Origin of the sequence: Allobosea sp. CCNWLY174 (assembly GCF_037120455.1) — a bacterium.
Taxonomy (GTDB): domain Bacteria; phylum Pseudomonadota; class Alphaproteobacteria; order Rhizobiales; family Beijerinckiaceae; genus Allobosea; species Allobosea lupini.
Map to the genome: position 1 here is coordinate 42,560 of NZ_JBBBBQ010000005.1, position 23,641 is coordinate 66,200.

Annotated in this window: 16 protein-coding genes; all 16 read right to left on the bottom strand. The window is 65.6% G+C overall.

Annotated features, from left to right (window positions below):
- Positions 1 to 12 precede the first annotated feature (12 nt).
- The 16 genes from V7S63_RS16350 to rplJ all read right to left on the bottom strand — a co-directional run bounded on the left by V7S63_RS16350 (position 13) and on the right by rplJ (position 23,313).
- Positions 13 to 321 carry a 50S ribosomal protein L23 gene (locus tag V7S63_RS16350; protein WP_091842271.1) on the bottom strand — a complete coding sequence of 103 codons (309 nt, stop codon included), beginning with the start codon at positions 319 to 321 and terminating at the stop codon, positions 13 to 15.
- Complete coding sequence (gene rplD, locus V7S63_RS16355) at positions 318 to 938, bottom strand: 50S ribosomal protein L4 (protein WP_091842274.1); 621 nt, start codon at positions 936 to 938, stop codon at positions 318 to 320. The genes V7S63_RS16350 and rplD overlap by 4 nt, the downstream gene beginning before the upstream one ends.
- Positions 938 to 1,672 (bottom strand): 50S ribosomal protein L3, encoded by a 735-nt coding sequence (rplC, locus tag V7S63_RS16360; RefSeq protein ID WP_091842277.1) that lies wholly within the window; start codon positions 1,670 to 1,672, stop codon positions 938 to 940. Before rplC ends, rplD begins: the two co-directional genes overlap by 1 nt.
- Positions 1,673 to 1,741: 69 nt before the next feature.
- Positions 1,742 to 2,050: a 30S ribosomal protein S10 gene (rpsJ, locus tag V7S63_RS16365; protein WP_043237115.1), complete on the bottom strand. Its 309-nt coding sequence runs from the start codon at positions 2,048 to 2,050 to the stop codon at positions 1,742 to 1,744.
- A 66-nt stretch (positions 2,051 to 2,116) separates the two neighbouring features.
- Positions 2,117 to 3,307, bottom strand: a complete 1,191-nt coding sequence (gene tuf, locus V7S63_RS16370) for an elongation factor Tu (RefSeq protein WP_100962336.1) — start codon at positions 3,305 to 3,307, stop codon at positions 2,117 to 2,119.
- Between the two features lie 50 nt (positions 3,308 to 3,357).
- The gene (fusA, locus tag V7S63_RS16375) at positions 3,358 to 5,433 is read right to left on the bottom strand and encodes an elongation factor G (RefSeq protein WP_091843749.1); all 2,076 of its coding nucleotides are present in this window, start codon (positions 5,431 to 5,433) and stop codon (positions 3,358 to 3,360) included.
- Between the two features lie 36 nt (positions 5,434 to 5,469).
- Positions 5,470 to 5,940: a 30S ribosomal protein S7 gene (gene rpsG, locus V7S63_RS16380; protein ID WP_091843752.1), complete on the bottom strand. Its 471-nt coding sequence runs from the start codon at positions 5,938 to 5,940 to the stop codon at positions 5,470 to 5,472.
- Positions 5,941 to 6,014: 74 nt separating this feature from the next.
- Entirely contained in the window at positions 6,015 to 6,386 is a 372-nt protein-coding gene (rpsL, locus tag V7S63_RS16385; RefSeq protein WP_057189964.1) for a 30S ribosomal protein S12, read from the bottom strand.
- 396 nt (positions 6,387 to 6,782) lie between these two features.
- Positions 6,783 to 8,783 carry an ABC transporter ATP-binding protein gene (locus tag V7S63_RS16390; protein ID WP_336530980.1) on the bottom strand — a complete coding sequence of 667 codons (2,001 nt, stop codon included), beginning with the start codon at positions 8,781 to 8,783 and terminating at the stop codon, positions 6,783 to 6,785.
- 55 nt (positions 8,784 to 8,838) lie between these two features.
- Complete coding sequence (locus tag V7S63_RS16395) at positions 8,839 to 10,926, bottom strand: FAD-dependent oxidoreductase (RefSeq protein WP_336530981.1); 2,088 nt, start codon at positions 10,924 to 10,926, stop codon at positions 8,839 to 8,841.
- 207 nt (positions 10,927 to 11,133) lie between these two features.
- A complete protein-coding gene (locus V7S63_RS16400; protein ID WP_336530982.1) occupies positions 11,134 to 12,300 on the bottom strand; it encodes a helix-turn-helix transcriptional regulator in 1,167 nt (388 codons plus the stop codon).
- Positions 12,297 to 13,403, bottom strand: a complete 1,107-nt coding sequence (locus tag V7S63_RS16405; protein ID WP_336530983.1) for a helix-turn-helix transcriptional regulator — start codon at positions 13,401 to 13,403, stop codon at positions 12,297 to 12,299. Before V7S63_RS16405 ends, V7S63_RS16400 begins: the two co-directional genes overlap by 4 nt.
- A 258-nt stretch (positions 13,404 to 13,661) precedes the next feature.
- Positions 13,662 to 17,846, bottom strand: a complete 4,185-nt coding sequence (gene rpoC / locus V7S63_RS16410) for a DNA-directed RNA polymerase subunit beta' (protein ID WP_091843768.1) — start codon at positions 17,844 to 17,846, stop codon at positions 13,662 to 13,664.
- Between the two features lie 128 nt (positions 17,847 to 17,974).
- On the bottom strand, positions 17,975 to 22,123 hold the full coding sequence (rpoB, locus tag V7S63_RS16415; RefSeq protein WP_091843821.1) for a DNA-directed RNA polymerase subunit beta: 4,149 nt from the start codon (positions 22,121 to 22,123) through the stop codon (positions 17,975 to 17,977).
- A gap of 242 nt (positions 22,124 to 22,365) precedes the next feature.
- Positions 22,366 to 22,746: a 50S ribosomal protein L7/L12 gene (rplL, locus tag V7S63_RS16420; protein ID WP_091843773.1), complete on the bottom strand. Its 381-nt coding sequence runs from the start codon at positions 22,744 to 22,746 to the stop codon at positions 22,366 to 22,368.
- Between the two features lie 51 nt (positions 22,747 to 22,797).
- Positions 22,798 to 23,313, bottom strand: a complete 516-nt coding sequence (rplJ, locus tag V7S63_RS16425; RefSeq protein WP_091843777.1) for a 50S ribosomal protein L10 — start codon at positions 23,311 to 23,313, stop codon at positions 22,798 to 22,800.
- Positions 23,314 to 23,641: the final 328 nt, after the last annotated feature.

Below are 23,641 nucleotides of genomic sequence, written 5' to 3' on the forward strand. Positions count from 1 at the left end.
ACGATCCTTCCCTCAAAGCCCAGTGGTCACGTCGATGGAGTGACCTTCCTCGAGGGTCACGACCGCCTTCTTGACGTCCGAGCGCTGGCCGAGACGGCCCCGGAAGACCTTCATCTTGCCCTCGGTGACCATCGTGTTGACGCTGATCACCTTGACGTCGAACAGCTTCTCGATCGCCGCCTTGATCTGCGGCTTGGTCGCGGTCTTCGCGACCTTGAAGACGACCTTGTTGTGCTCGGAGAGCATGGTCGCCTTTTCGGTGATGACCGGGCCACGGATGACGTCGTAGTGGCGCGGATCCAGGTTCTTGGACTGGCTCATTTGAAGCGCGCCTCCAGCGCATCGACAGCCGAGCGCGTCAGCACGAGCTTGTCGCGACGCAGGATGTCATAGACGTTGATGCCCTGAACCGGCAGGACGTCGACATTCGGGATCGAACGCGCCGCCAGGCCGAAATTCACATCGATCTCGGCGCCGCCGATCACCAGTGCGCTCGACAGGTCCAGCTTGCCGAAATGGCCGAGCAGGATCTTGGTCTTCGGCTCGGCGAGCTTGACGTCGTCGATGATGATCAGGCCGGCGTCCTTGGCCTTGGCCGAGAGCGCATGGCGCAGAGCGAGCGCCTTGACCTTCTTGGGCAGGTCATGGGCGTGGTCGCGCACGACCGGACCGAAGGCCTTGCCGCCGCCGCGGAACTGCGGAGCCGAAGCTGCACCGTGACGAGCGCCGCCGGTGCCCTTCTGCTTGTAGATCTTCTTGCGGGTGCGGTCGACTTCCGACCGGCCCTTCGACTTGTGCGTGCCGGCGCGGCGCTTGGCGAGCTGGTAGCGCACCATGCGGGCGAGCAGGTCGGCGCGCGGCTCGAGGCCGAAGATCGCGTCGGACAGCTCGAGCGAGCCGGCATTGCCGCCTTCAAGAGTGACGATATCGAGTTTCATCACACGTTCTCCTCAGCCTGGGCCGCAGGAGCCTCGACACTCTCGGCCTTGCCCTCGCCGGAGACCTTGAACTTGCCCGGCAGGGGCGCGTCCTTCGGCAGCGAGCGCTTGACCGCGTCGCGGACATGGATCCAGCCGCCGGCAACGCCGGGGACGGCGCCCTCGACCAGGATCAGCCCGCGCTCGGCGTCCGTCTGGACGACGCGCAGGTTCTGCGTGGTGACGCGCTCGGCACCCAGATGGCCCGGCATCTTCTTGTTCTTGAAGGTCTTGCCCGGGTCCTGACGGCCACCGGTCGAACCGATCGAACGATGCGAGACCGAGACGCCGTGCGTGGCGCGCAGACCGCCGAAGTTCCAGCGCTTCATGCCGCCGGCGAAGCCCTTACCGGTGGTCGTACCCGACACGTCGACGAACTGGCCGACGACGAAGTGGTCGGCGGTCAGCTCGGCGCCGACCGGAATCAACGCGTCGTCGCTGACGCGGAACTCGACCAGCTTCTGCTTCGGCTCGACCTTGGCAACGGCGAAATGGCCGCGCTGCGCCTTCGAGACGTTCTTGACCTTGGCACGGCCCGTCCCGAGCTGCACGGCGACATAGCCGTTCTTGTCCTTCGTGCGGTGCGCGACAACCTGGCAGTTGTCGAGCTTCAGCACGGTGACCGGGATGTGCTCGCCGGCATCGGTGAAGATGCGGGTCATCCCGACTTTCTGTGCAATCACACCGGAACGCATCGGTGCATACCTTCCTTTGGGGTCATGTCCATCCGGGGGCACCGGAAACAGAGGACCCGTTTAATCGGATCAGAGCTTGATTTCGACGTCGACGCCGGCGGCGAGATCGAGCTTCATGAGGGCGTCGACCGTCTGCGGGGTCGGATCGACGATATCGAGAACCCGCTTGTGGGTCCGCATCTCGAACTGCTCGCGCGACTTCTTGTCGATGTGGGGCGAGCGGTTGACGGTGAACTTCTCGATCAGGGTCGGCAGCGGAATCGGGCCGCGGACCTGAGCGCCGGTGCGCTTGGCAGTCGAGACGATCTCGCGCGTCGACGCATCGAGGATACGATGGTCGAACGCCTTGAGGCGGATCCGGATATTCTGACCGTTCATGGTCGTGTTATCTCCGTGACGTGAAAAGACGAAAGCCCCGAAGGGCTTCCGCCCTCAGATCAGCCGTTACGCAATGATCGAAGCGACGACGCCTGCGCCGACGGTGCGTCCGCCTTCGCGGATGGCGAAGCGCAGCTTCTCTTCCATCGCGATCGGGACGATCAGGTGGACTTCCATGGTGATGTTGTCACCAGGCATCACCATCTCGGTGCCCTCGGGCAGGTGCACCACGCCGGTCACGTCCGTCGTGCGGAAGTAGAACTGCGGGCGGTAGTTGGTGAAGAACGGGGTGTGGCGCCCGCCCTCCTCCTTGGTCAGGATGTAGGCCTCGGCCTTGAACTTCGTGTGCGGCTTCACCGAGCCCGGCTTGCACAGGATCTGGCCGCGCTCGACGTCCTCGCGCTTGGTGCCGCGCAGCAGCGCGCCGATGTTGTCGCCGGCCTGGCCCTGGTCCAGCAGCTTGCGGAACATCTCGACGCCGGTCACCGTCGTCTTCACCGTGTCCTTCAGCCCGACGATCTCGATTTCCTCGCCGACCTTGACGATGCCGCGCTCGACGCGGCCGGTCACAACCGTGCCGCGGCCCGAGATCGAGAACACGTCCTCAACCGGCATCAGGAACGGCTGGTCGATCGGGCGCTCAGGCTGCGGGATGTAGTCGTCGACCGTCTTCATCAGCGCGATCACCGCGTCATGGCCGATCTCAGGGGTGACGCCGTCCAGCGCCGCCTTGGCCGAGCCCTTGGTGATCGGGATGTCGTCGCCCGGGAAGTCGTACTTCGACAGCAGCTCGCGGATCTCCATCTCGACCAGCTCGAGCAGCTCGGCGTCGTCGACCAGATCCACCTTGTTCATGAACACCACCAGCGCGGGAACGCCGACCTGGCGCGCCAGCAGGATGTGCTCGCGGGTCTGCGGCATCGGGCCGTCGGCAGCCGACACAACCAGGATCGCGCCGTCCATCTGCGCCGCGCCCGTGATCATGTTCTTCACATAGTCGGCGTGCCCGGGGCAGTCGACGTGCGCATAGTGACGGGCCGGCGTCTCGTACTCGACGTGAGCCGTCGAGATCGTGATGCCGCGCGCCTTCTCCTCAGGCGCCTTGTCGATCTGGTCATACGCCGTGAACGACGCGCCGCCAGACTCGGCCAGAACCTTCGTGATCGCAGCCGTCAACGACGTCTTGCCATGGTCAACGTGACCAATCGTTCCAATGTTGCAGTGCGGCTTCGTCCGAGCAAACTTCTCTTTGGCCATGTCAGCCTCCGTCAGATCTTCTCAATTGTTCCGTGTAATGCGTTGTTCGATCAGGCGTATTTGGCCTGAACCTCGGCAGCCACCGCGGACGGCACCTGCTCGTAATGGTCGAACTGCATCGTGTAGTTGGCGCGGCCCTGGCTGAACGAGCGCAGCTGGTTCACATAGCCGAACATGTTCGCCAGCGGCACCATCGCGTTGATGACGACCGCGTTGCCGCGCATGTCCTGGCCCTGGATCTGGCCGCGCCGGGAGTTCAGGTCACCGATGACCGAGCCGGTATAGTCTTCAGGCGTCACCACCTCGACCTTCATGATCGGCTCGAGCAGGACCGAGCCGCCCTTCTGCAGGCCTTCGCGCAGAGCAGCGCGGGAGGCGATTTCGAAGGCCAGGGCCGAGGAGTCGACTTCGTGGAAGGCGCCGTCGATCAGCGTGACCTTGACGTCGACGACCGGGAAGCCGGCGAGCACGCCGGAGCCGATGACCGAGTTGAGGCCCTTCTCGACGCCGGGGATGTACTCCTTCGGCACCGCGCCGCCGACGACCTTCGACTCGAACTCGAAGCCCTTGCCGGTCTCGTTCGGCTCGATGACGAGCTTGACGCGGGCGAACTGGCCCGTGCCGCCGGTCTGCTTCTTGTGGGTGTAGTCGATCTCGGCCTTCTTGGTCAGCGTCTCGCGATACGCAACCTGCGGCGCGCCGATATTGGCGTCGACCTTGTAGGTCCGGCGCAGGATGTCGACCTTGATGTCGAGATGCAGCTCGCCCATGCCCTTGAGAATGGTCTGGCCGCTCTCCTGGTCGGTCGAGACGCGGAAGGACGGATCCTCGTTCGCGAGCTTCGACAGGGCGAGGCCCAGCTTCTCCTGGTCGGCCTTGGACTTCGGCTCGATCGCGATCGTGATGACCGGCTCGGGGAACTCCATGCGCTCGAGGATCACGGCGTGGGCCGGATCGCACAGCGTGTCGCCGGTGCGGACGTCCTTGAGGCCGGCCAGGGCGACGATGTCGCCGGCAAAAGCCTCCTTGATGTCCTCGCGATTGTTCGCGTGCATCAGCAGCATGCGGCCGACACGCTCTTTCTTGTCGCGCGTCGAGTTGATGACGCCCTGGCCGGCCTCGACCTTGCCGGAATAGACGCGGCAGAAGGTGATGGTGCCGACGAAGGGGTCGTCCATGATCTTGAAGGCGAGCATGGCGAAGGGATCCTCGTCCGTCGGGTGACGAACGGTCTCTTCTTCAGTCTTGAAGTCGATGCCCTTGATGTCGCCGCGATCGACCGGCGACGGCAGGAAGTCGACGACGGCGTCGAGCAGCGGCTGAACGCCCTTGTTCTTGAAGGCCGAGCCGCAAAGAACCGGGTGGAAGGCGCGGCGCTGCACGGCGGTCCGCACCAGGCGGCGCAGCGTGGCAGCATCGGGCTCGGTCCCGTCGAGATAGGCTTCCATCGCCGCATCGTCCATCTCGACGGCGGCTTCGACCAGCTTCGAGCGATACTCGACAGCCTTGTCGGCGAGATCGGCGGGGATCTCCTGCTCTTCAAACGAAGCGCCGAGCGCCTCGCCGTTCCAGACGATCGCCTTCATCTTGATGAGGTCGATGACGCCGGCGAAATTCGACTCCGAACCGATCGGAAGCTGCAGGCAGACGGGCTTGCCGGCGACGCGGTCGATGATGTCCTGGACGCAGCGATAGAAATCGGCGCCGATCTTGTCCATCTTGTTGACGAAGACGACGCGCGGGACGTCGTACTTGTCGGCCTGGCGCCAGACCGTCTCGGTCTGGGGCTCGACGCCCTGGTTGCCGTCGAGCACGCAGACGGCGCCGTCGAGCACGCGCAGCGAACGCTCGACCTCGATGGTGAAGTCGACGTGGCCGGGGGTATCGATGATGTTCAGGCGGTGATCCCGCCACAGGCAGGTCGTCGCGGCGGAGGTGATCGTGATGCCACGCTCCTGCTCCTGCGTCATCCAGTCCATGGTGGCGGCGCCGTCATGGACTTCGCCGATCTTGTGGCTCTTGCCGGTGTAGAACAGGATGCGCTCGGTCGTCGTCGTCTTGCCGGCATCAATGTGGGCCATGATGCCGAAGTTACGATAGCGATCGATGGGATGAGAACGGGGCATGGAGATGCTCTGTCTTTCCGGGTCCGAACGGACGAATTACCAGCGGTAGTGCGAGAAGGCGCGGTTGGCTTCCGCCATCCGGTGCGTGTCTTCGCGCTTCTTGACGGCGTTGCCACGGTTGTTGGCAGCATCCATCAGCTCGGCCGAAAGGCGCTCGACCATGGTGCGGTCGTTGCGGCCGCGGGCGGCGGCGATCAGCCAGCGGATGGCGAGAGCCTGGCGGCGCTCGGTGCGGACCTCGACCGGGACCTGATAGGTCGCGCCGCCGACGCGGCGGGAACGGACCTCGATCGCCGGGGCGACGTTCTCGAGCGCGGTCTTGAAGACGGCGAGCGGATCGCTCTTCAGCTTGCCTTCGATGATCTCGAAGGCGCCGTAGACGATGCCTTCGGCAGTCGACTTCTTGCCCTCGTACATGACCGAGTTCATGAACTTGGTCACGATCACGTCGCCGAACTTGGCGTCCGGGATGATCTCGCGCTTTTCGGCACTGTGGCGGCGGGACATCGTCTAGTCTCCGGTCAAATCTCAAAAGCTGCGAACCGGCTGAGGCATCTTGCCCCGCCGGTCGGGCAGGAAAATTACTTCGGACGCTTGGCGCCGTACTTCGAACGGCGCTGCTTGCGGTTCTTGACGCCCTGCGTGTCGAGCACGCCGCGCAGGATGTGGTAGCGCACGCCGGGAAGGTCCTTGACGCGGCCGCCACGGATCATGACGACCGAGTGCTCCTGAAGGTTGTGGCCTTCACCCGGAATGTAGCCGATGACCTCGAAGCCGTTGGTCAGGCGCACCTTGGCGACCTTGCGGAGCGCCGAGTTCGGCTTCTTCGGGGTCGTCGTGTAGACACGCGTGCAGACGCCGCGCTTCTGCGGGCAATTCTCGAGCGCCGGAGCAGTGTTACGCGCCTTGACCGGCGAACGCGGCTTGCGGATCAGCTGGCTGATTGTCGGCATTTAAGGCCTCTCGCTCCCTTGAGCGCTAGATGAATTTCGTGTCCATTCCGGCGCCGCAAGAGGCCATGACCAAACGAAGCCGCGCCATCGGCGCCCATTTACGGGGCCTCAGGCGCGTTCGCCATGCAGAGGAACACGGAACGAGCCCGCATTCATGCGTCCTGCCATGTCGTCGTTAGACGCTGGAATTCCGATGGAGTTTCGGTCGCGAACCTCGCTTGCAACAAAGGCAAGCGACAAACGTGTCCGACAGCCATCGACAGTGGCGCGCTTATGACTCAGGTAAGGATTCGCGTCAACCCCGGATTTGCCCCTTTGGGCCTGTGGCGGTCAGCTTATTCTGGAAGCTGACCGGCGAAGCAGTCTCTAGACTAAAAGTGACAGACGGATTCAGCTTCAATCGTCGTCATCTTCGGCACTCGCCCGCATCTGGTCGTTCCAGAGCTTGCGATAGAGGCCGGAGCGCTTGCGCATCAGCGTAGCGTGGTCGCCGCGCTGCACGACTCGGCCGGCGTCCATCACGATGATCTCGTCCATATCCGCGACAGAGGTCAGCCGGTGCGTCACGAACAGCAGGCTGCGGCCGCGGCCGATCTTCTTCAGCGTGCGGTTGATCGCAGCCTCGGTGGTCTGGTCGAGCGCCGAGGTCGCCTCGTCGAGGAGCAGGATCGCCGGGTCGCGCAGCAAGGCGCGGGCGATGGCGATACGCTGACGCTGTCCGCCTGACAGGGTCTCGCCGCGCTCGCCGACGATGGTGTCGTAGCCATCCGGCAGGCTGATGATGAACTTATGGATCTCGGCCTTCTTGGCGGCGGCCTCGACCTCGGCGTCGGACGCGTCCAATGAACCGAGCCGGATGTTCTCGCGCAGCGAGGTGTTGAACAGGACATTGTCCTGGAACACCACCGCCATCTGGGCCCGCAGCGAATCGCGGGTGACGCTGGCGATATCGACGCCGTCGATCGTCACCTTGCCGCGCTGCGGGTCATGGAAGCGCAGGAGCAGGCTGAGCAGCGTGCTCTTGCCCGCCCCGCTCGGCCCGACGATGGCGACGCGCGAGCCGGCAGGGATCGCAAGGTCGAGGCCGTCGATCTGGGCGCCCTCCCCGCCATAGGAGAATCGCACGCCCTGGAAACCGATCTCGTGCGCGATGCGCGGGCACTCGACTGCGTTGGGCCGGTCGGAGACCCGGATCGGCTCGTCGAGGATGTCGCGCATGTGCCTGACGGCGCCGGACGCGTCGATGACCACCGGGATGTATTGGGTCAGGTGGTTGAGATTGTAGGTGATCTCCCAGAACACCGCCTCGAAGGCGACGAAGGTTCCCACCGTGATCACGTCGTTGAAGGTTAGATAGGCGCCGATCGCCAGCACGATCAGGTGCAGCCAGAGCACCACGATGGTGATCGAGCGTTCGACCATGGTGTTGAGGAAGGTCGAGCGGCTTTGAGCCGCCCGCAGCACGCTGTTGCGCTGGCCGAACCAGCGCTGCGAGATGCCGATGAGGCCAAAGGCCTTCACCACCGGCTGGGCGCCGATATTCTCCTGGACGACGCCGAGCTCGCCCGCCTGCGCCCGCTTGACCTCGTAGCTGGCGGCGACCGCCTTCGGCGTGAGCAGCCGCGGCCCGATCAGCGCGATCGGGATGATCAGCAGCGCCAGCAGGCCGAGCTCGGTGTTGAGGTAGATCAGCAGGGCGATGCCGGCCAGCAGCTCCAGCAGCGGCAGCGCGCCCCAATTGGCGAAATGGATGACCGACTCTTCATAGGTGGTCATGTCATTGGAGAAGCGCGACAGGATCTCGCCGCGGCGATGCCGCTCGTAGAAGCTCAGCGGCAGCTTCTGGATATGTTCGAACAGCGAGCGGCGCACGTCGGTGGTGATCGCCGCCGTCACCTTCGCGTCGATCCATTCGTACCAGATCGCCACCACCGAGGTGACGATGCCGGCGATGCCGAGCACGCTGAGGATGAAGATCAGCTCGCTGCGATCCTTGTCCTCGAACACCTCGTCCAGGAGGTATTTGAGCGAGAGCGGCATCAGCACGTTGAAGGCCATCTCGACCAGGAGGCCGAGCCCGACCAGGGCGATGCCGAGCCGGTGCGGGCCGAGATGCGGCCAGGTGAAAGAGAGGACGCCCCTCAGCGCCCCCGCGGCTTCGCCGGCGGTGTAGACGACCGGGCCGTCATGGTCCTCGTCGTCCTCCTCCTCATCATCCTCGTCGTCGTCGTCTTCGTCCTCATCGTCATCCGCCGCTGCCGCGCCGGACAGCGCGCGCCGCTTCGGCTCCTCGGGCGGGCGCGCCGCCGGCCGCTTCGCCGCGCCGGTGGCCTTCGTCGCCGGATCGGGCGCGGCACCATTCTCGCCCGTGCCCGGCTTGACCTCGTCGTCGCTCACTGATCACCGGCGGGGCTGGACCAGCGCCCGCCGCTCCCTCTCGGATCGGATTGGCTCAGGCGCTATCGGGCGCGATTCGGTTGAAGAAGCAGTAGCGCAGGCTTTCCGCATCCTCGTACCAGCGGCCGGGGCCCTTGCCGGCGGCGAGCGTGCGCTCCCAGAGCGCGTCGAGCATTTCCTGGCCCTGGACCGCCATGTCGAAATCCTCGTCGAAGAACAGCTCCGACCACTCCCACCAGGTCGCGAGCTTCTTTACGCCGCGCAGCAGGTCGTACATGTCGCAGACCTCCGACGTGAGGTCGGCCGTCACCGAGCCGAAATAGACGCCCCGCCTGGCCACCCGATGCAGCTCGCCGAGCGCATCCTTGACGCCGCGCGTGCCGAGATGGGCAAGGCAGCTCTCATAGACGATGTCGAAGGAACCGTCCTCGAAGGGCAGGTCCGCGACCGTGCCGAACAGATTGTATTGCGCAAGATGCGCCGGCGTGCGGCCATGGATGTAGCGGTTGTTCTCGATCCCCCAGGCGTCGATGCCGAGCTCGCGCAGCGCGCCGACGAGTTCGCCCGAGGCAGAGCCCGTGACCAGCAGCTTGAAACCCGGCTTCGGCTGCCAGACCATGTCGATCAGGTCGCGGATATAGGCGGGATCGCTGAAGCGACGCCAGACCTCGCCATAGGGGCCCGCGCCGCGATAGGCGTCGAAATAGCCGCGGTCGATGCGCAGCGACGGCTCTGGCACGACGACGCCGCTCACCTCGCCAGCACTCTTGGCGAGCCCGGTCGCGTAGCGCTGGCGCATCACCTTGCCCAGCATCAGGTCGCTGGCGATGTCGGCGGAATCGAGCACGCCGTTCAGCGTCGAGTCGAACAGGTAGTCGCCGACGACGATCAGCCCGTCATGCTCCTTTGGCTCCGGCATGTGGTTCGTCACCACGTCGCGCACTGGGACGCCGCCCGGAATGGCGTTCACCGAGGCCATCCACCGATGCACCTTCGCCTCGATCAGATGCGGGAAGGGATCGCCCAGCGAGGCCGGCAGCGATTTCAGCGCCGCCTTGATCAGCGCCTCGTCGTCAAGATTGGCATAGGACAGCGCGTCGATGCCGGCGATCAGCCAGTTGAGCACGCCGTGGCGGCCGACATCGTGCCGGGCGCCCTCGATATAGACGCAGCAGCCGCCGAAGCTCTCCGACATGAACCAGGCGCCCTCGATCTGCCCCTCCCAGAACGGCTTGTCGAACAGCGCGGCGACGCGCAGGTAATGCGCCGGCCGGTCGAAATGGGCGAGATGGCGGCTCATGCCCTGGCGCAACCGGCCTTCGCCGAAATCGATGGTGCCGAGCCAGTTGTGCGGCAGGCACATCAGCACGAAGTCGAATTCGCGCGTCTCCGGCCCCTTCCCGTTCATCATGTCGAGCCGGTAGCGGCCGCCATCCGCCTTGCCGACACGAAGGACGCGATGGTTCAGGAAGACCTCGGCGTCGAGATTGGCGCTCAGGCCCTCGACCAGCTGCTCATTGCCGTTCTGGATCGAATAGACGTCGATATAGCCGTCTACATCCATCAGATAGTTCTTCAGCGCGTTGAGGCCATTGCTGATGTGCCCTTCGGAGGCGATGTCGGAGCGTGCCATCGCCCGGAAGAAGCGCCGCGCCACGGGATCGGCCACCTCCTGCTCGAGCACCTCGTCGGCGCTCATGAACATCCAGGGATGGTTGTTGTCGTGCTTGCCGGCGCCCTCGTAATAGGCCTGCTCCGACATCAGCTCGGCGCAGCGCGCCCGGAACGCCAGGATGGCGTCAGCGGTCGCATCGCCATAGCGCCGGCGCATGCCCTCGACGCCGTCGACCAGCTTGCCGTCGAGGTGGAGAGCCTGCGAATCCATCGGGATGGTCTGAAAGCCGAAGCCTTCGATCAGCTCGCGCAACGGGTCGTGGCCGAGCTGGGAATAGCCGTAGATCTCGGCGACCCCCGCCTCGTAGAGGGCCGGCGCGTTGTCGAAGCGGCGCGTGACGATCTTGCCGCCGAGCCGCTCGGACGCCTCGAACAGTGTCACCCGGCACAGGCCCTGCATCTTCTTGCGGACCTGCCAGGCCGTCATCAGCCCGCCGGGACCACCCCCGACAATCGCAACTTCCAGCATCTGCCAGCCCTGCCCCAGCGTCTCGCGCTTCGCGCCGTATTGTGAGACCTATAGCGCCACGGAGTTGCCATAATTTTACTGCCGCGACCATGCCTCTGTTTCGCTGTGAGCCGATCTCGCCACATCTTTCCGAAAAGTAATGGGTGTGCGTGCCGGCTGAGCACCCGGCAAGAGAGCCCGCGCCCGCCGGCAGGTGGCCTGAAGGCTTTAACGCACCACCATCCGCGCCAGGAGCGCCGTGAGCTCGCTCTGCCGGGTGGTGCCGGTTTTCTGGAAGACGCGCTTCAGCGTGGTCCGCGCGGTTGCCTCGGTGATGCCGAGCTGCTCCCCGGCCTCGCGCGGCGGGCGGCCGGCGCCGACCAGCGCCGCGAGCCGCGCCTCGGCCAAAGTCAGGCCGAACAGATCGCGCACCAGGGCAGGGTCGGCCGGCGCATCAGCCTTGGAACTGGTCACCACCGCGATGGCGACGGCCTCAGCCAGCAGGGTTTCGACGGGGCCGCCACCGGCAGGCCGCACCGGCAGGATGTGCACAGCGAGGAAGCCGTCGCGCTGGGGGTGCGGCACGAGCACGGGCTGCGGCGGACCGCTGCGCGCCACCGCGTCGCCGAACGCCGCCTCCGCGATCCGTGCCTGCAAGGCCTCGCGCGCCGTCTCGCTCCGTGCCGTCAGCCGGCCATGAGCGACGACCAGCCCGTCCCCGAGCAGCGCCTGCCCGGCGGGATTGGCGAACAGCACGCGGGCATCGCCGGCGAGCAGGAAAACGCCGACGCCGACCCGCGCCAGCGCATCCGACAGGGCCAATTGCGAGGCTTCGGCATTGATCAGGCGGATGCCGAGCCGCAAGGCATTCTCGACATGGCGGCCGATCCGGCTCAGCCTGTCGAGTTCCTCCTCCGTCCAGGCCTGCTTCTGGTCCGAGCGCTGGATCGACAGGGCGACGGAGACGCGCGGATCGGGCGAGATGCCGACGCCGCCGAACCAACCGAGGCCATGGCCGCGCAGGAACTGCGTGTAAAACGGCAGGGTCCGCATCTCTTCGGGCGATGCGATGTCGCGATCGGTCACAGCGTCATGACGCGCGATGGCGCCGCGCTCGATCGAGCGCGAGAACCGCACGTCCTGCCGCCACCATTCGCCAACTTCGTAGTCGCGCTGTGCCGCCTCGAGGAGAGGCGAGCAGATCGAGCCGAAACCGCCATCCTCCCGCTGATAGATCATGATGGCGCCGACATCTCCGAAGCTGTCGGCGATCTCCTGCAGAGCCTGCGGCCAGCGCTCGGGGACGGCGGCTGCATCGTAGATCGCCTCGACCGCGGCGACGAAACCATCGCGCGGCGGAGGCACTGCGTCGCGCGGAATGATGTCCCCGCTCATGGCGTCCGCTCACCAGAGCCCGGCAGGTCGCTCGTCACGCCGGCGCCGCGCAGCAGGCCGATCAGGTCGGCCTGGCGATGCAGGCCGGTCTTGGCCATGACGCGCTTCAAAGTCGAGCGCGCGGTCTCCTCCATCACGCCGAGGGCCGCGGCCGCCTCTCGCGGGCGATGCCCGGCGGCGATCAGCGCGGCGAGCCTGGCCTCGGCCGGCGTCAGGTCGAACAGCCCCTGCACGACATCGGCAGTCGGCACGTCCTTCACCACCACCGGCGTCACGACGAGGATGCTCGCGGCACGCGAGAAGATGTCGTGGGCGGCGCCGCGGATCGGCGTCAGGTGCAGGATCAGGGGCGGCTGGCTCTCGCGACGCGCGACCGGGATCGACCGCACCGTCGCGCTGGCGATCCGTCCCCTCGCCTGCAGGGCCGCCGCGAGGAGGCCGTCCGCCGCAGCATCGACGAGCCCCAGGCGCGACGGGCGGTCGACGGCGACCGACGGGATCAGCGCCTCGAAGCGGGGATTGAGCGCGAGCGCCCGCCCTTCTCGATCGAGGACGGCAGCCGGCAATCCGATCGCCTCCAGCGCCCGGGCCGCGCCCTGCGCCCGCTCGAATTCGAGCCGGGCGGAGAGCAGCATGGCCCGTGCCAGGTGCGGCCGCATCAGGTCGAAACGCGCGATCAGCTTGTCCTCGACATGGCCCTCCTCCCGCTGGCGCTCGGCATGCAGGATGAAGGCCTCGCCGGTCGGCGACGCGATCGAGGTCGCGACCCCGATCCCCAGGCCCTGCGGCAGCAGGAAATCGCGATAGACCGGCTCGTTCGCCATCTCGCCTTCCGAGAAGATGTCGATGTCGCGCAGGAAGCCGGCATGGCGGCGCTCGAGCAGGCGCCGCGTCCGCTCATTGCCGGGAAAGTTATTGAAATGCGTCGCGACGACCTGATCGAACTCGGCCGTCGAGGAAATCCAGCGACTGGAGCTCGGCGTCACCGCGACCAGCACTGCGCCGGCGCCACGCGCGATCTCCTGGAAACGCCGCAGAACCTGCGGCCATAGTTCCGGCACCACCGCCGCTTCGTAGAGACTGTCGAGAAACTTTTCGTCCATAGCCCCGGTCGCACCCAGGCATGGTCCGCAGAACGGAGCTTCCATTCGCCGACCATGCCTCCGCATGGCGTGGCAGCATGCCCTTCGTCGCTCGGCCGCTTCCAGCCGCACAAAGAAAGACACCCTGGCGCATCGCTGCCCCCCGACAGGTTTCGCAACGTAAGCTTAGCCCAATTGTACTAGAAAAGGTCAAGAGTGCTGAAACGAGAACGGCCGCCCGAAGGCGGCCGTTCCACAAAGTCAGCAAGTTCGCCGGTATTACTCGGCTGCAGGCAGCACCGCCGCAGCGGCAGCCGCGGCCTTGGCCGCAGCATCCGCCTTCTGGCCGACGATGAGATCGTCGCGACGCGTCGCCACCTGCTTGATGCGGGCAACCTGCGCGCCGGTGCCGGCCGGGATCAGCGAGCCGACGATGACGTTCTCCTTGAGGCCTTCCAGCATGTCCATCTTGCCGTTGACCGCCGCCTCAGTGAGGACGCGGGTCGTCTCCTGGAAGGAGGCGGCCGAGATGAACGAGCGGGTCTGCAGCGAGGCCTTGGTGATGCCGAGCAGGACCGGAACGCCGGAGGCCGGCTTCTTGCCCTCTTCGCGCAGCTTGGCGTTGACCTCTTCCAGCTCGATCCGGTCGACCTGGTCGCCGGTGAGAATGTCGCTATCGCCGGATTCGGTGATCTCGACCTTCTGCAGCATCTGCCGGACGATGACCTCGATGTGCTTGTCGTTGATGGTCACGCCCTGGAGGCGATAGACCTCCTGGATCTCGTTGACCAGGTAAGCGGCAAGTTCCTCGACGCCCTTGATCGCCAGGATGTCGTGCGGCGCCGGGTTGCCGTCGAGGATGTAGTCCCCGATCTCGACGACGTCGCCATCCTGCAGGTGGATGTGCTTGCCCTTCGGGATCAGGTACTCGACGCCATCGGTGCCGTCATGCGGAGTCAGCGTGACGCGACGCTTGTTCTTGTAGTCGCGCCCGAAGCCGATGACGCCGGCCTTCTCGGCGATGATCGCGGCATCCTTCGGACGCCGCGCCTCGAAGAGCTCGGCGACGCGCGGCAGACCGCCGGTGATGTCGCGTGTCTTGGCCGAGTCGGTCGAGACACGCGCCAGCACGTCGCCGGCCTTCACCGACGAGCCCGGCTCCACCGAGATGATGCCATCGACGGGCAGGATGTAGCGCGCCTCGCCGCCGCGGGGCAGCTTGGCGATCTTGCCGTCCGGTCCGTTCAGCGTCATCGCCGGACGCAGGTCCGACGTCCGGGCAGAACCGCGCCAGTCGATCACGAGACGCTTGCTGATGCCGGTCGCCTCGTCGGTCGTCTCCGTCATCGACATGCCGTCGACCAGGTCCTCGTAGCCGACCTTGCCGTCGACTTCCGCCAGGATCGGGCGGGAATAGGGGTCCCACTCGATCAGGCGCTGGCCGCGCTTGACCTTGTCGCCCTCGTCGACGCGCAGCTTCGAGCCGAACTGGACGCGGTGCACCGCGCGCTCGGCGCCGTCCGGGCCGGTGATGACGATGGCGAGGTTACGCGCCATCGCGATCAGATCGCCATCCGAGTTCCGCGCGACGTTGCGGTTGCGGATCTTGACCGTGCCCTCGAAGTTCGACTCGACGAAGGACTGGTCGGCGATCGTGGCCGCGCCGCCGATGTGGAAGGTACGCATGGTGAGCTGCGTGCCCGGCTCGCCGATCGACTGCGCCGCGATGACGCCGACGGCCTCACCCATGTTGACGGGCGTGCCGCGGGCAAGATCGCGCCCATAGCAGGTCGCGCAGACGCCGTTCTTGGTCTCGCAGGTCAAGACCGAGCGGATCTTCACCTCCTGGACGCCGGCGGCGTTGATCTTGGCGATGTGGCTTTCCTCGATCACCGCGCCCTTGGCGACCAGGACGTTGCCATCGAGATCGACCACGTCCTCGGCCGCCGAACGGCCCAGGATGCGCATGCCGAGCGAGGCCACGACCTGGCCGGCATCGACGATGGCGCGCATCTTGATGCCGTTATCCGAGCCGCAATCCACCTCGGAGATGATCGCGTCCTGCGCCACGTCGACGAGACGACGGGTCAGGTAGCCCGAGTTCGCCGTCTTGAGCGCCGTGTCGGCGAGGCCCTTGCGGGCGCCGTGCGTCGAGTTGAAGTACTCGAGAACGTCGAGGCCTTCCTTGAAGTTCGAGATGATCGGCGACTCGATGATCTCGCCCGACGGCTTGGCCATCAGGCCGCGCATGGCGGCGAGCTGGCGCATCTGCGCCGGCGAACCGCGGGCGCCCGAGTGGCTCATCATGTAGATCGAGTTGATCGGCTTGTCGCGACCGGCATCGTCCTTCTTCACGGTCGAGATGCGGGCCATCATCTCCTGGGCGAGCTTGTCGGAGCACTTCGCCCAGGCGTCGACGACCTTGTTGTACTTCTCGCCCTGGGTGATCAGGCCGTCCTGGTACTGCTGCTCGTAGTCCTTGGCGAGCACGCGGGTCGCATCGACGATCTCCCACTTGTTCTCGGGGATCACCATGTCGTCCTTGCCGAACGAGATGCCGGCCTTGAACGCGTGCTTGAAGCCGAGGCCCATGACGCGATCGCAGAAGATCACCGATTCCTTCTGACCGCAGCCGCGATAGACGGCGTCGATCATGTTGGAGATCTCCTTCTTGGTCATCAGCTTGTTGACGACGTCGAAGGTCATGGCCGGATGCTCGGGCAGCGCGGTCGAGAGAATGACGCGGCCCGGCGTGGTGTCGTAGATCTTGGTGTAGGACTGGCCGTCACGGCCGACGCCGGTCCAGCGATACTTGATCTTCGAATGCAGCGTGACGACCTTCTCGTGCAGCGCGTATTCGAGCTCGCCGAAATCGCCGAAGATCTTGCCCTGGCCCGGCTCGCCATCCGAGATGATCGAGAGGTAGTACAGCCCGAGCACGATGTCCTGCGACGGCACGATGATCGGCATGCCGTTCGCCGGGTGCAGGATGTTGTTGGTCGACATCATCAGGACGCGCGCTTCCAGCTGCGCTTCCAGCGACAGCGGGACGTGCACGGCCATCTGGTCGCCGTCGAAGTCGGCGTTGAACGCGGCGCAGACCAGCGGGTGCAGCTGGATCGCCTTGCCCTCGATCAGAACCGGCTCGAAGGCCTGGATGCCGAGGCGGTGGAGCGTCGGTGCGCGGTTCAGCAGCACCGGATGCTCGCGGATGACCTCGTCCAGGATGTCCCAGACCTCGGGCTTCTCCTTCTCGACCAGCTTCTTGGCCTGCTTGACCGTGGTCGAGTAGCCCTTGGCGTCGAGGCGCGCATAGATGAACGGCTTGAACAGCTCGAGCGCCATCTTCTTCGGCAGGCCGCACTGGTGCAGCTTCATCTCCGGGCCGACGACGATGACCGAGCGGCCGGAATAGTCGACGCGCTTGCCGAGCAGGTTCTGCCGGAAGCGGCCCTGCTTGCCCTTCAGCATGTCGGCGAGCGACTTCAGCGGGCGCTTGTTGGCGCCGGTGATGACGCGGCCGCGACGGCCGTTGTCGAACAGGGCGTCGACCGACTCCTGCAGCATCCGCTTCTCGTTGCGGATGATGATGTCGGGCGCGCGCAGCTCGATCAGCCGCTTCAGGCGGTTGTTGCGGTTGATGACGCGGCGATAGAGGTCGTTCAGGTCCGAGGTCGCGAAGCGACCGCCGTCGAGCGGCACGAGCGGACGCAGATCGGGCGGGATGACCGGGATCACGGTCATCACCATCCATTCCGGCTTGTTGCCCGACTCCTGGAAGGCCTCGATGATCTTGAGGCGCTTCATCAGCTTCTTCGGCTTGAGCTCCGACGTCGTCGTCGCGATCTCATGCTTCAGGTCGGCGTTGATCTGGTCGAGATCGAGCGCGCGCAGCATCTCGCGGATCGCTTCCGCGCCGATCATCGCCGTGAAGGTGTCGGCGCCGTACTCTTCCTGAGCGCGGACATACTCTTCTTCGGTCAGCAGCTGACGGTCCTTGAGCGGGGTCAGGCCCGGCTCCAGGACGACGTAGGATTCGAAGTAGAGGATGCGCTCGAGGTCCTTGAGCGGCATGTCCATCAGCAGGCCGATGCGCGAGGGCAGCGACTTCAGGAACCAGATATGCGCGACCGGGGCGGCGAGCTCGATATGACCCATGCGCTCGCGCCGGACCCGTGCCAGCGTCACCTCGACGCCGCACTTCTCGCAGATCACGCCCTTGAACTTCATGCGCTTGTACTTGCCGCACAGGCACTCGTAGTCCTTGATCGGCCCGAAGATGCGGGCGCAGAACAGGCCGTCGCGCTCCGGCTTGAACGTGCGGTAGTTGATCGTCTCGGGCTTCTTGATCTCGCCGAACGACCAGGATGCGATCTTCTCAGGGCTCGCGATCGAGATCTTGATCGCGTCGAACGCCTGCTGCACCGGCTGCTGGCCGAAAAGGTTCATGACCTCTTGCTTCATAGCCTGTCTCCTCTGGCCGGTGGGGTTTTAGGGAAAACCGCCCTGCCCGGCCTTTGTCCATCGGCCGGCGGCGCCACTGCCGCCGGCATGAGTAACGAACGCCGTCGCGCCCTTGCGGGCGTGACGCCTTACTCGGCTGCCTCGGCGGGCACGTCGCCCTGCTTCGGCTTGGTGTTGATCAACTCGACGTTGAGGCCGAGCGAGCGCATTTCCTTGACGAGCACGTTGAAGCTCTCGGGGATGCCCGCTTCGAAGTTGTCCTCGCCGCGTACGATCGACTCGTAGACCTTGGTACGGCCGGCGACGTCGTCCGACTTCACCGTCAGCATCTCCTGCAGCGTGTAGGCGGCGCCGTACGCTTCCAGCGCCCAGACCTCCATCTCGCCGAAGCGCTGGCCGCCGAACTGGGCCTTGCCGCCGAGCGGCTGCTGGGTGACCAGCGAGTACGGGCCGATCGAGCGGGCGTGAATCTTGTCGTCCACCAGGTGGTGCAGCTTCAGCATGTAGATGTAGCCCATCGTGACCTTGCGGTCGAAGGGCTCGCCGGTACGGCCGTCATAGAGCGTCGACTGACCGGACGAGTGCAGGCCCGCCTGCTCCAGCAGCCGCTCGATGTCGGACTCCTTGGCGCCGTTGAACACCGGCGTCGCGATCGGAACACCGCGGCGCAGGTTCTGGCCCATCTCGATCAGCTCGGCGTCGTCCATCGAGGCGATGATCTCGTTGTCCTCGTAGACGGCGTCGAAGGAGGCGCGCAGGGCCTTGGAGTCGTGTGCCTTGCGATAGGCGTCGATCGCCTTGCCGATCTGCTTGCCGAGACCGGCGGCCGCCCAGCCCAGATGCGTCTCCAGGATCTGGCCGACGTTCATGCGCGAGGGCACGCCGAGCGGGTTCAGCACGATGTCGGCATGGGTGCCGTCCTCGAGGAACGGCATGTCCTCCGCCGGCACGATGCGCGAGACCACGCCCTTGTTGCCGTGGCGGCCCGCCATCTTGTCGCCGGGCTGGATCTTGCGCTTCACCGCGACGAAGACCTTGACCATCTTCATCACGCCCGGAGGCAGCTCGTCGCCGCGCTGCAGCTTCTCGACCTTGTCGAGGAAGCGCTGCTCGAGGCGCTTCTTCGACTCGTCGTACTGCTTCCGCATCGCCTCGATTTCGGTCATCAGGGCGTCGTCCGCCGTGGCGAACAGCCACCACTGCGAGCGCGGGAACTCGCTCATCACCTCACGGGTGATGACCGTGTCCTTCTTGAAGCCCTTCGGACCGGCGAGGCCGGTCTTGCCGGTCAGGATCTCGGCCAGACGCGCGAAGGTGTTGCGGTCCAGGATCGCCTGCTCGTCGTCGCGGTCCTTGGCGAGACGCTCGATCTCCTCGCGCTCGATCGCCTGGGCGCGCTCGTCCTTGTCGACGCCGTGGCGGTTGAACACGCGGACCTCGACGATCGTGCCCTGGACGCCCGGCGGCACGCGCAGCGAGGTATCGCGCACGTCCGAAGCCTTCTCGCCGAAGATGGCGCGCAGCAGCTTCTCTTCCGGGGTCATCGGGCTCTCGCCCTTCGGCGTGATCTTGCCGACGAGGATGTCGCCCGCCGCCACTTCCGCGCCGATGTAGACGATGCCGGCTTCGTCGAGGTTCTTCAGCGCCTCTTCCGACACGTTCGGAATGTCGCGCGTGATTTCCTCGGGACCCAGCTTGGTGTCACGGGCCATGACCTCGAATTCCTCGATATGGATCGAGGTGAAGATGTCGTCCGAGACGATCTTCTCCGAGAGCAGGATCGAATCTTCGAAGTTGTAGCCGTTCCACGGCATGAACGCGACGAGCACGTTGCGGCCGAGCGCGAGCTCGCCGAACTCGGTCGACGGGCCGTCGGCGACGATGTCACCCTTCTTGATGACGTCGCCGACGCGGACCAGCGGACGCTGCGTGATGCAGGTCGACTGGTTCGAGCGCTGGAACTTCTGCAGGCGGTAGATGTCGACGCCCGGCTTGGTCGGGTCCATCTCGTCCGAAGCGCGGATGACGATACGGGTCGCATCGACCTGGTCGACGATGCCGGCGCGGCGGGCCGCGATGGCGGCGCCGGAGTCGCGGGCGACCGCGGCCTCCATGCCGGTGCCGACGAACGGCGCGTCGGCGCGAACCAGCGGCACCGCCTGGCGCTGCATATTCGAGCCCATCAGGGCGCGGTTGGCGTCGTCGTTCTCGAGGAACGGGATCAGCGCCGCGGCGACCGAGACGACCTGCTTGGGCGAGACGTCCATGAAGTCGACCTTGTCGACCGGCACGACGATGACCTCGCCGGCGCGGCGGCAGACGATCAGGTCGTCGGTCAGACGGCCTTCCTCATCCACGGCGGCGTTCGCCTGGGCGACGTTGTACTTCGCCTCTTCCATGGCCGAGAGATAGATGATCTCGTCGGTCTGCTTGCCATCGCGGATGCGCCGGTACGGGCTCTCGATGAAGCCGTACTTGTTGACGCGCGCGAAGGTGGCGAGCGAGTTGATCAGGCCGATGTTCGGGCCTTCCGGCGTCTCGATCGGGCAGATGCGGCCGTAATGCGTGGTGTGGACGTCGCGCACCTCGAAGCCGGCGCGCTCGCGGGTCAGGCCGCCCGGGCCAAGCGCCGAGAGACGGCGCTTGTGGGTGACTTCCGAGAGCGGGTTGGTCTGGTCCATGAACTGCGAGAGCTGCGACGAGCCGAAAAACTCGCGCACCGCGGCGGCCGCGGGCTTCGCGTTGATCAGGTCCTGCGGCATCACGGTGTCGATGTCGACCGAGGACATGCGCTCCTTGATGGCGCGCTCCATGCGCAGGAGGCCCAGGCGATACTGGTTCTCCATCAGCTCGCCGACCGAGCGCACGCGCCGGTTGCCGAGATGGTCGATGTCGTCGATCTCGCCCTTTCCGTCGCGCAGGTCGACCAGCGCCTTGACGACCGCGAAGATGTCCTCCTTGCGCAGGATGCGCACGGTGTCGGCGGCGTCGAGGTCGAGCCGCATGTTCATCTTGACGCGGCCGACGGCCGAGAGGTCGTAGCGCTCCGAGTCGAAGAACAGCGACTGGAACATGTTCTCGGCGGTCTCGAGCGTCGGCGGCTCGCCCGGGCGCATCACGCGGTAGATGTCGAACAGCGCTTCCTCGCGACGCGAGTTCTTGTCGACCTGGAGCGTGTTGCGGATATAGGGACCGACCGTGATGTGGTCGATGTCCAGCACCGGAATCTCGGTGTAGCCCTTGTTGATCAGGTCGATCAGGTTGCCCTTGACCTCGCCGGTCTTCGGGTCGGCGGCCATGCTCAGCTCTTCGCCGGCCTCGGCGTGAACTTCACCGGTGGTGGGGTCGACGAGATCCTCGGCAACATACTGGCCGATGAGATCCTCGTTCGTCGCGCGCAGGAACTTGAGGCCTTTGTCGGCGAGCTGGCGGGCGGTGCGCGCGACCAGCTTCTTGCCGGCCTCGATCACGACTTCGCCGGTGTCGGCGTCGATCATGTCGACGCTCGCCTTGAAGCCCTTCATGCGCTCGGCGTCGTACGGGACGCGCCAGCCGTCCTTGTCGCGGACATACACGACGCGGTTGTAGAAGCGCTGGAGAATCTCCTCGCCGTCCATGCCGAGGGCGAACAGCAGCGAGGTGACCGGAATCTTACGCTTGCGGTCGATACGGGCGTAGACGATGTCCTTGGCGTCGAACTCGATGTCGAGCCAGGAGCCGCGATAGGGGATGATGCGGGCGGCGAACAGCAGCTTGCCCGAGGAATGGGTCTTGCCCTTGTCGTGATCGAAGAACACGCCCGGCGAGCGGTGCATCTGCGAGACGATGACGCGCTCTGTGCCGTTGACGATGAAGGTGCCGTTGTCCGTCATGAGCGGCATCTCGCCCATGTAGACGTCCTGCTCCTTGATGTCCTTGACCGACTTCGCCTGGGTGTCCGGGTCGATATCGAACACGATCAGGCGCAGCGTCACCTTGAGCGGCGCCGAGAAGGTCATGCCGCGCTGGCGGCACTCGTCGACATCGTATTTCGGCGGCTCGAAGGTGTACTTGACGAACTCCAGGAGCGAGGCGCCCGAGAAGTCGCCGATCGGGAACACCGACTTGAAGACCGATTGCAGGCCCTCGTCGCTGCGGCCGCCCTTGGGTTCCTCGACCATCAGGAACTGGTCGTAGGACGCCTTCTGAACCTCGATGAGGTTCGGCATCTCCGCCACTTCCTTGAGCTTGCCGAAGAACTTGCGGACGCGCCTGCGACCCTGGAGGGAAGTTACCATCATGTTCCTCGCAATCTCGGACGGCTCACCCGGTGGTCCGGGCCGCGGGCGGAACGGGCCGCCGGGTGAGCCGCTCGGCGCTTCATGCGCGCCGACATTCGAACTGGATCGACCTGCACCGTGGCAGGCCCTGCAAAGCGTCGTTCCGGTTACCGGAAACGACGCAACAGCCCCGGAGGCGGCGAGCCGCCCCGGGACTGTCCTTGTCGACTAGAGACGGACCGGCATCAGCCGGCCCGAGCTCACTTGAGCTCGACCTTGGCGCCGACGGCCTCGAGCTGCTTCTTGAGCTTCTCGGCTTCGTCCTTGGCGACGGCTTCCTTGACCGGCTTCGGAGCGGCCTCGACCAGGTCCTTGGCTTCCTTGAGGCCGAGGCCGGTGATGGCGCGGACTTCCTTGATCACCTCGATCTTCTTGTCGCCGGCGGCGGCAAGAACGACGGTGAACTCGGTCTGCTCCTCGACGGCGGCGGCGGCAGCGCCACCGGCGGCCGGGCCGGCGGAGACGGCGACGGCGGCGGCGGCGGAGACGCCCCACTTCTCTTCGAGCAACTTGGCGAGGTCAGCGGCCTCGAGAACGGTGAGCGACGAGAGTTCGTCGACGAGCTTGGCGAGATCGGCCATGGTTCAGGTTCCTGATGTAAGAGGTTCGAACGATTAAGGGTTGTCGGCTGCTCAGGCAGCGTCCTTGTCGGCATATGCCTGGAACACGCGCGCGAGCTTCGCAGCAGGCGCGGTCGAGAGCTGGGCGATCTTGGTCGCAGGGGCCTGCAGGAGGCCGAGCAACTTGGCGCGCAGTTCGTCGAGCGAGGGCATCGTGGCCAGAGCCTTGACACCATCGGGGTTCAGGGCGGTCGTGCCCATCGCGCCGCCGAGGATGACGAGCTTGTCGTTCTCCTTGGCGAATGCGACGGCGACCTTCGGCGCCGCGACCGGATCGCTGGAATAGGCGATCAGGGTGGGACCCGTCAGCAAGGGGCTGATGGACGCGACGTCGGTGCCTTCAAGAGCGATCTTGGCCAGCCGGTTCTTTGCGACCTTCACGGTGGCGCCATTGGCCTTCATCTCGCGACGAAGCTTCTGGAACTGGGCCACCGTCAAGCCCGCATAGTGGGCCACGACAACGACCGACGTCTTCGAGAAGACGTCGTTCAGCGTCGCGACGGCATCAGATTTTGCCGCTTTATCCACTGGGCTCTCTCCGGTAGGCGACAGGCTTTGAGACCCGCCGCCAGTTGCACGTGCCGCTCGCGAAAAGTGACCGGTTGACACCGACCCCTCACCGGAGCGACGCTCAGTGCCCTGTCCCCAGCCATGGCCGAAGCCGTGATCGGGCGAGATGGTTCGAACCTCGTTCGGCACCTTTCGGCGCCGGAAAAGCTCTTGCACCGTCTATGCAGGCCTCTTGGCGAAATTATGCCCCCTGGCCGGAGCCAAAGGCGCACCTGCAGTCTCAGACAGGACTGGATGCCTCGCCCTCGGAGATCGCTCCCCTCGGACCCGACACCCATTTTTTCGG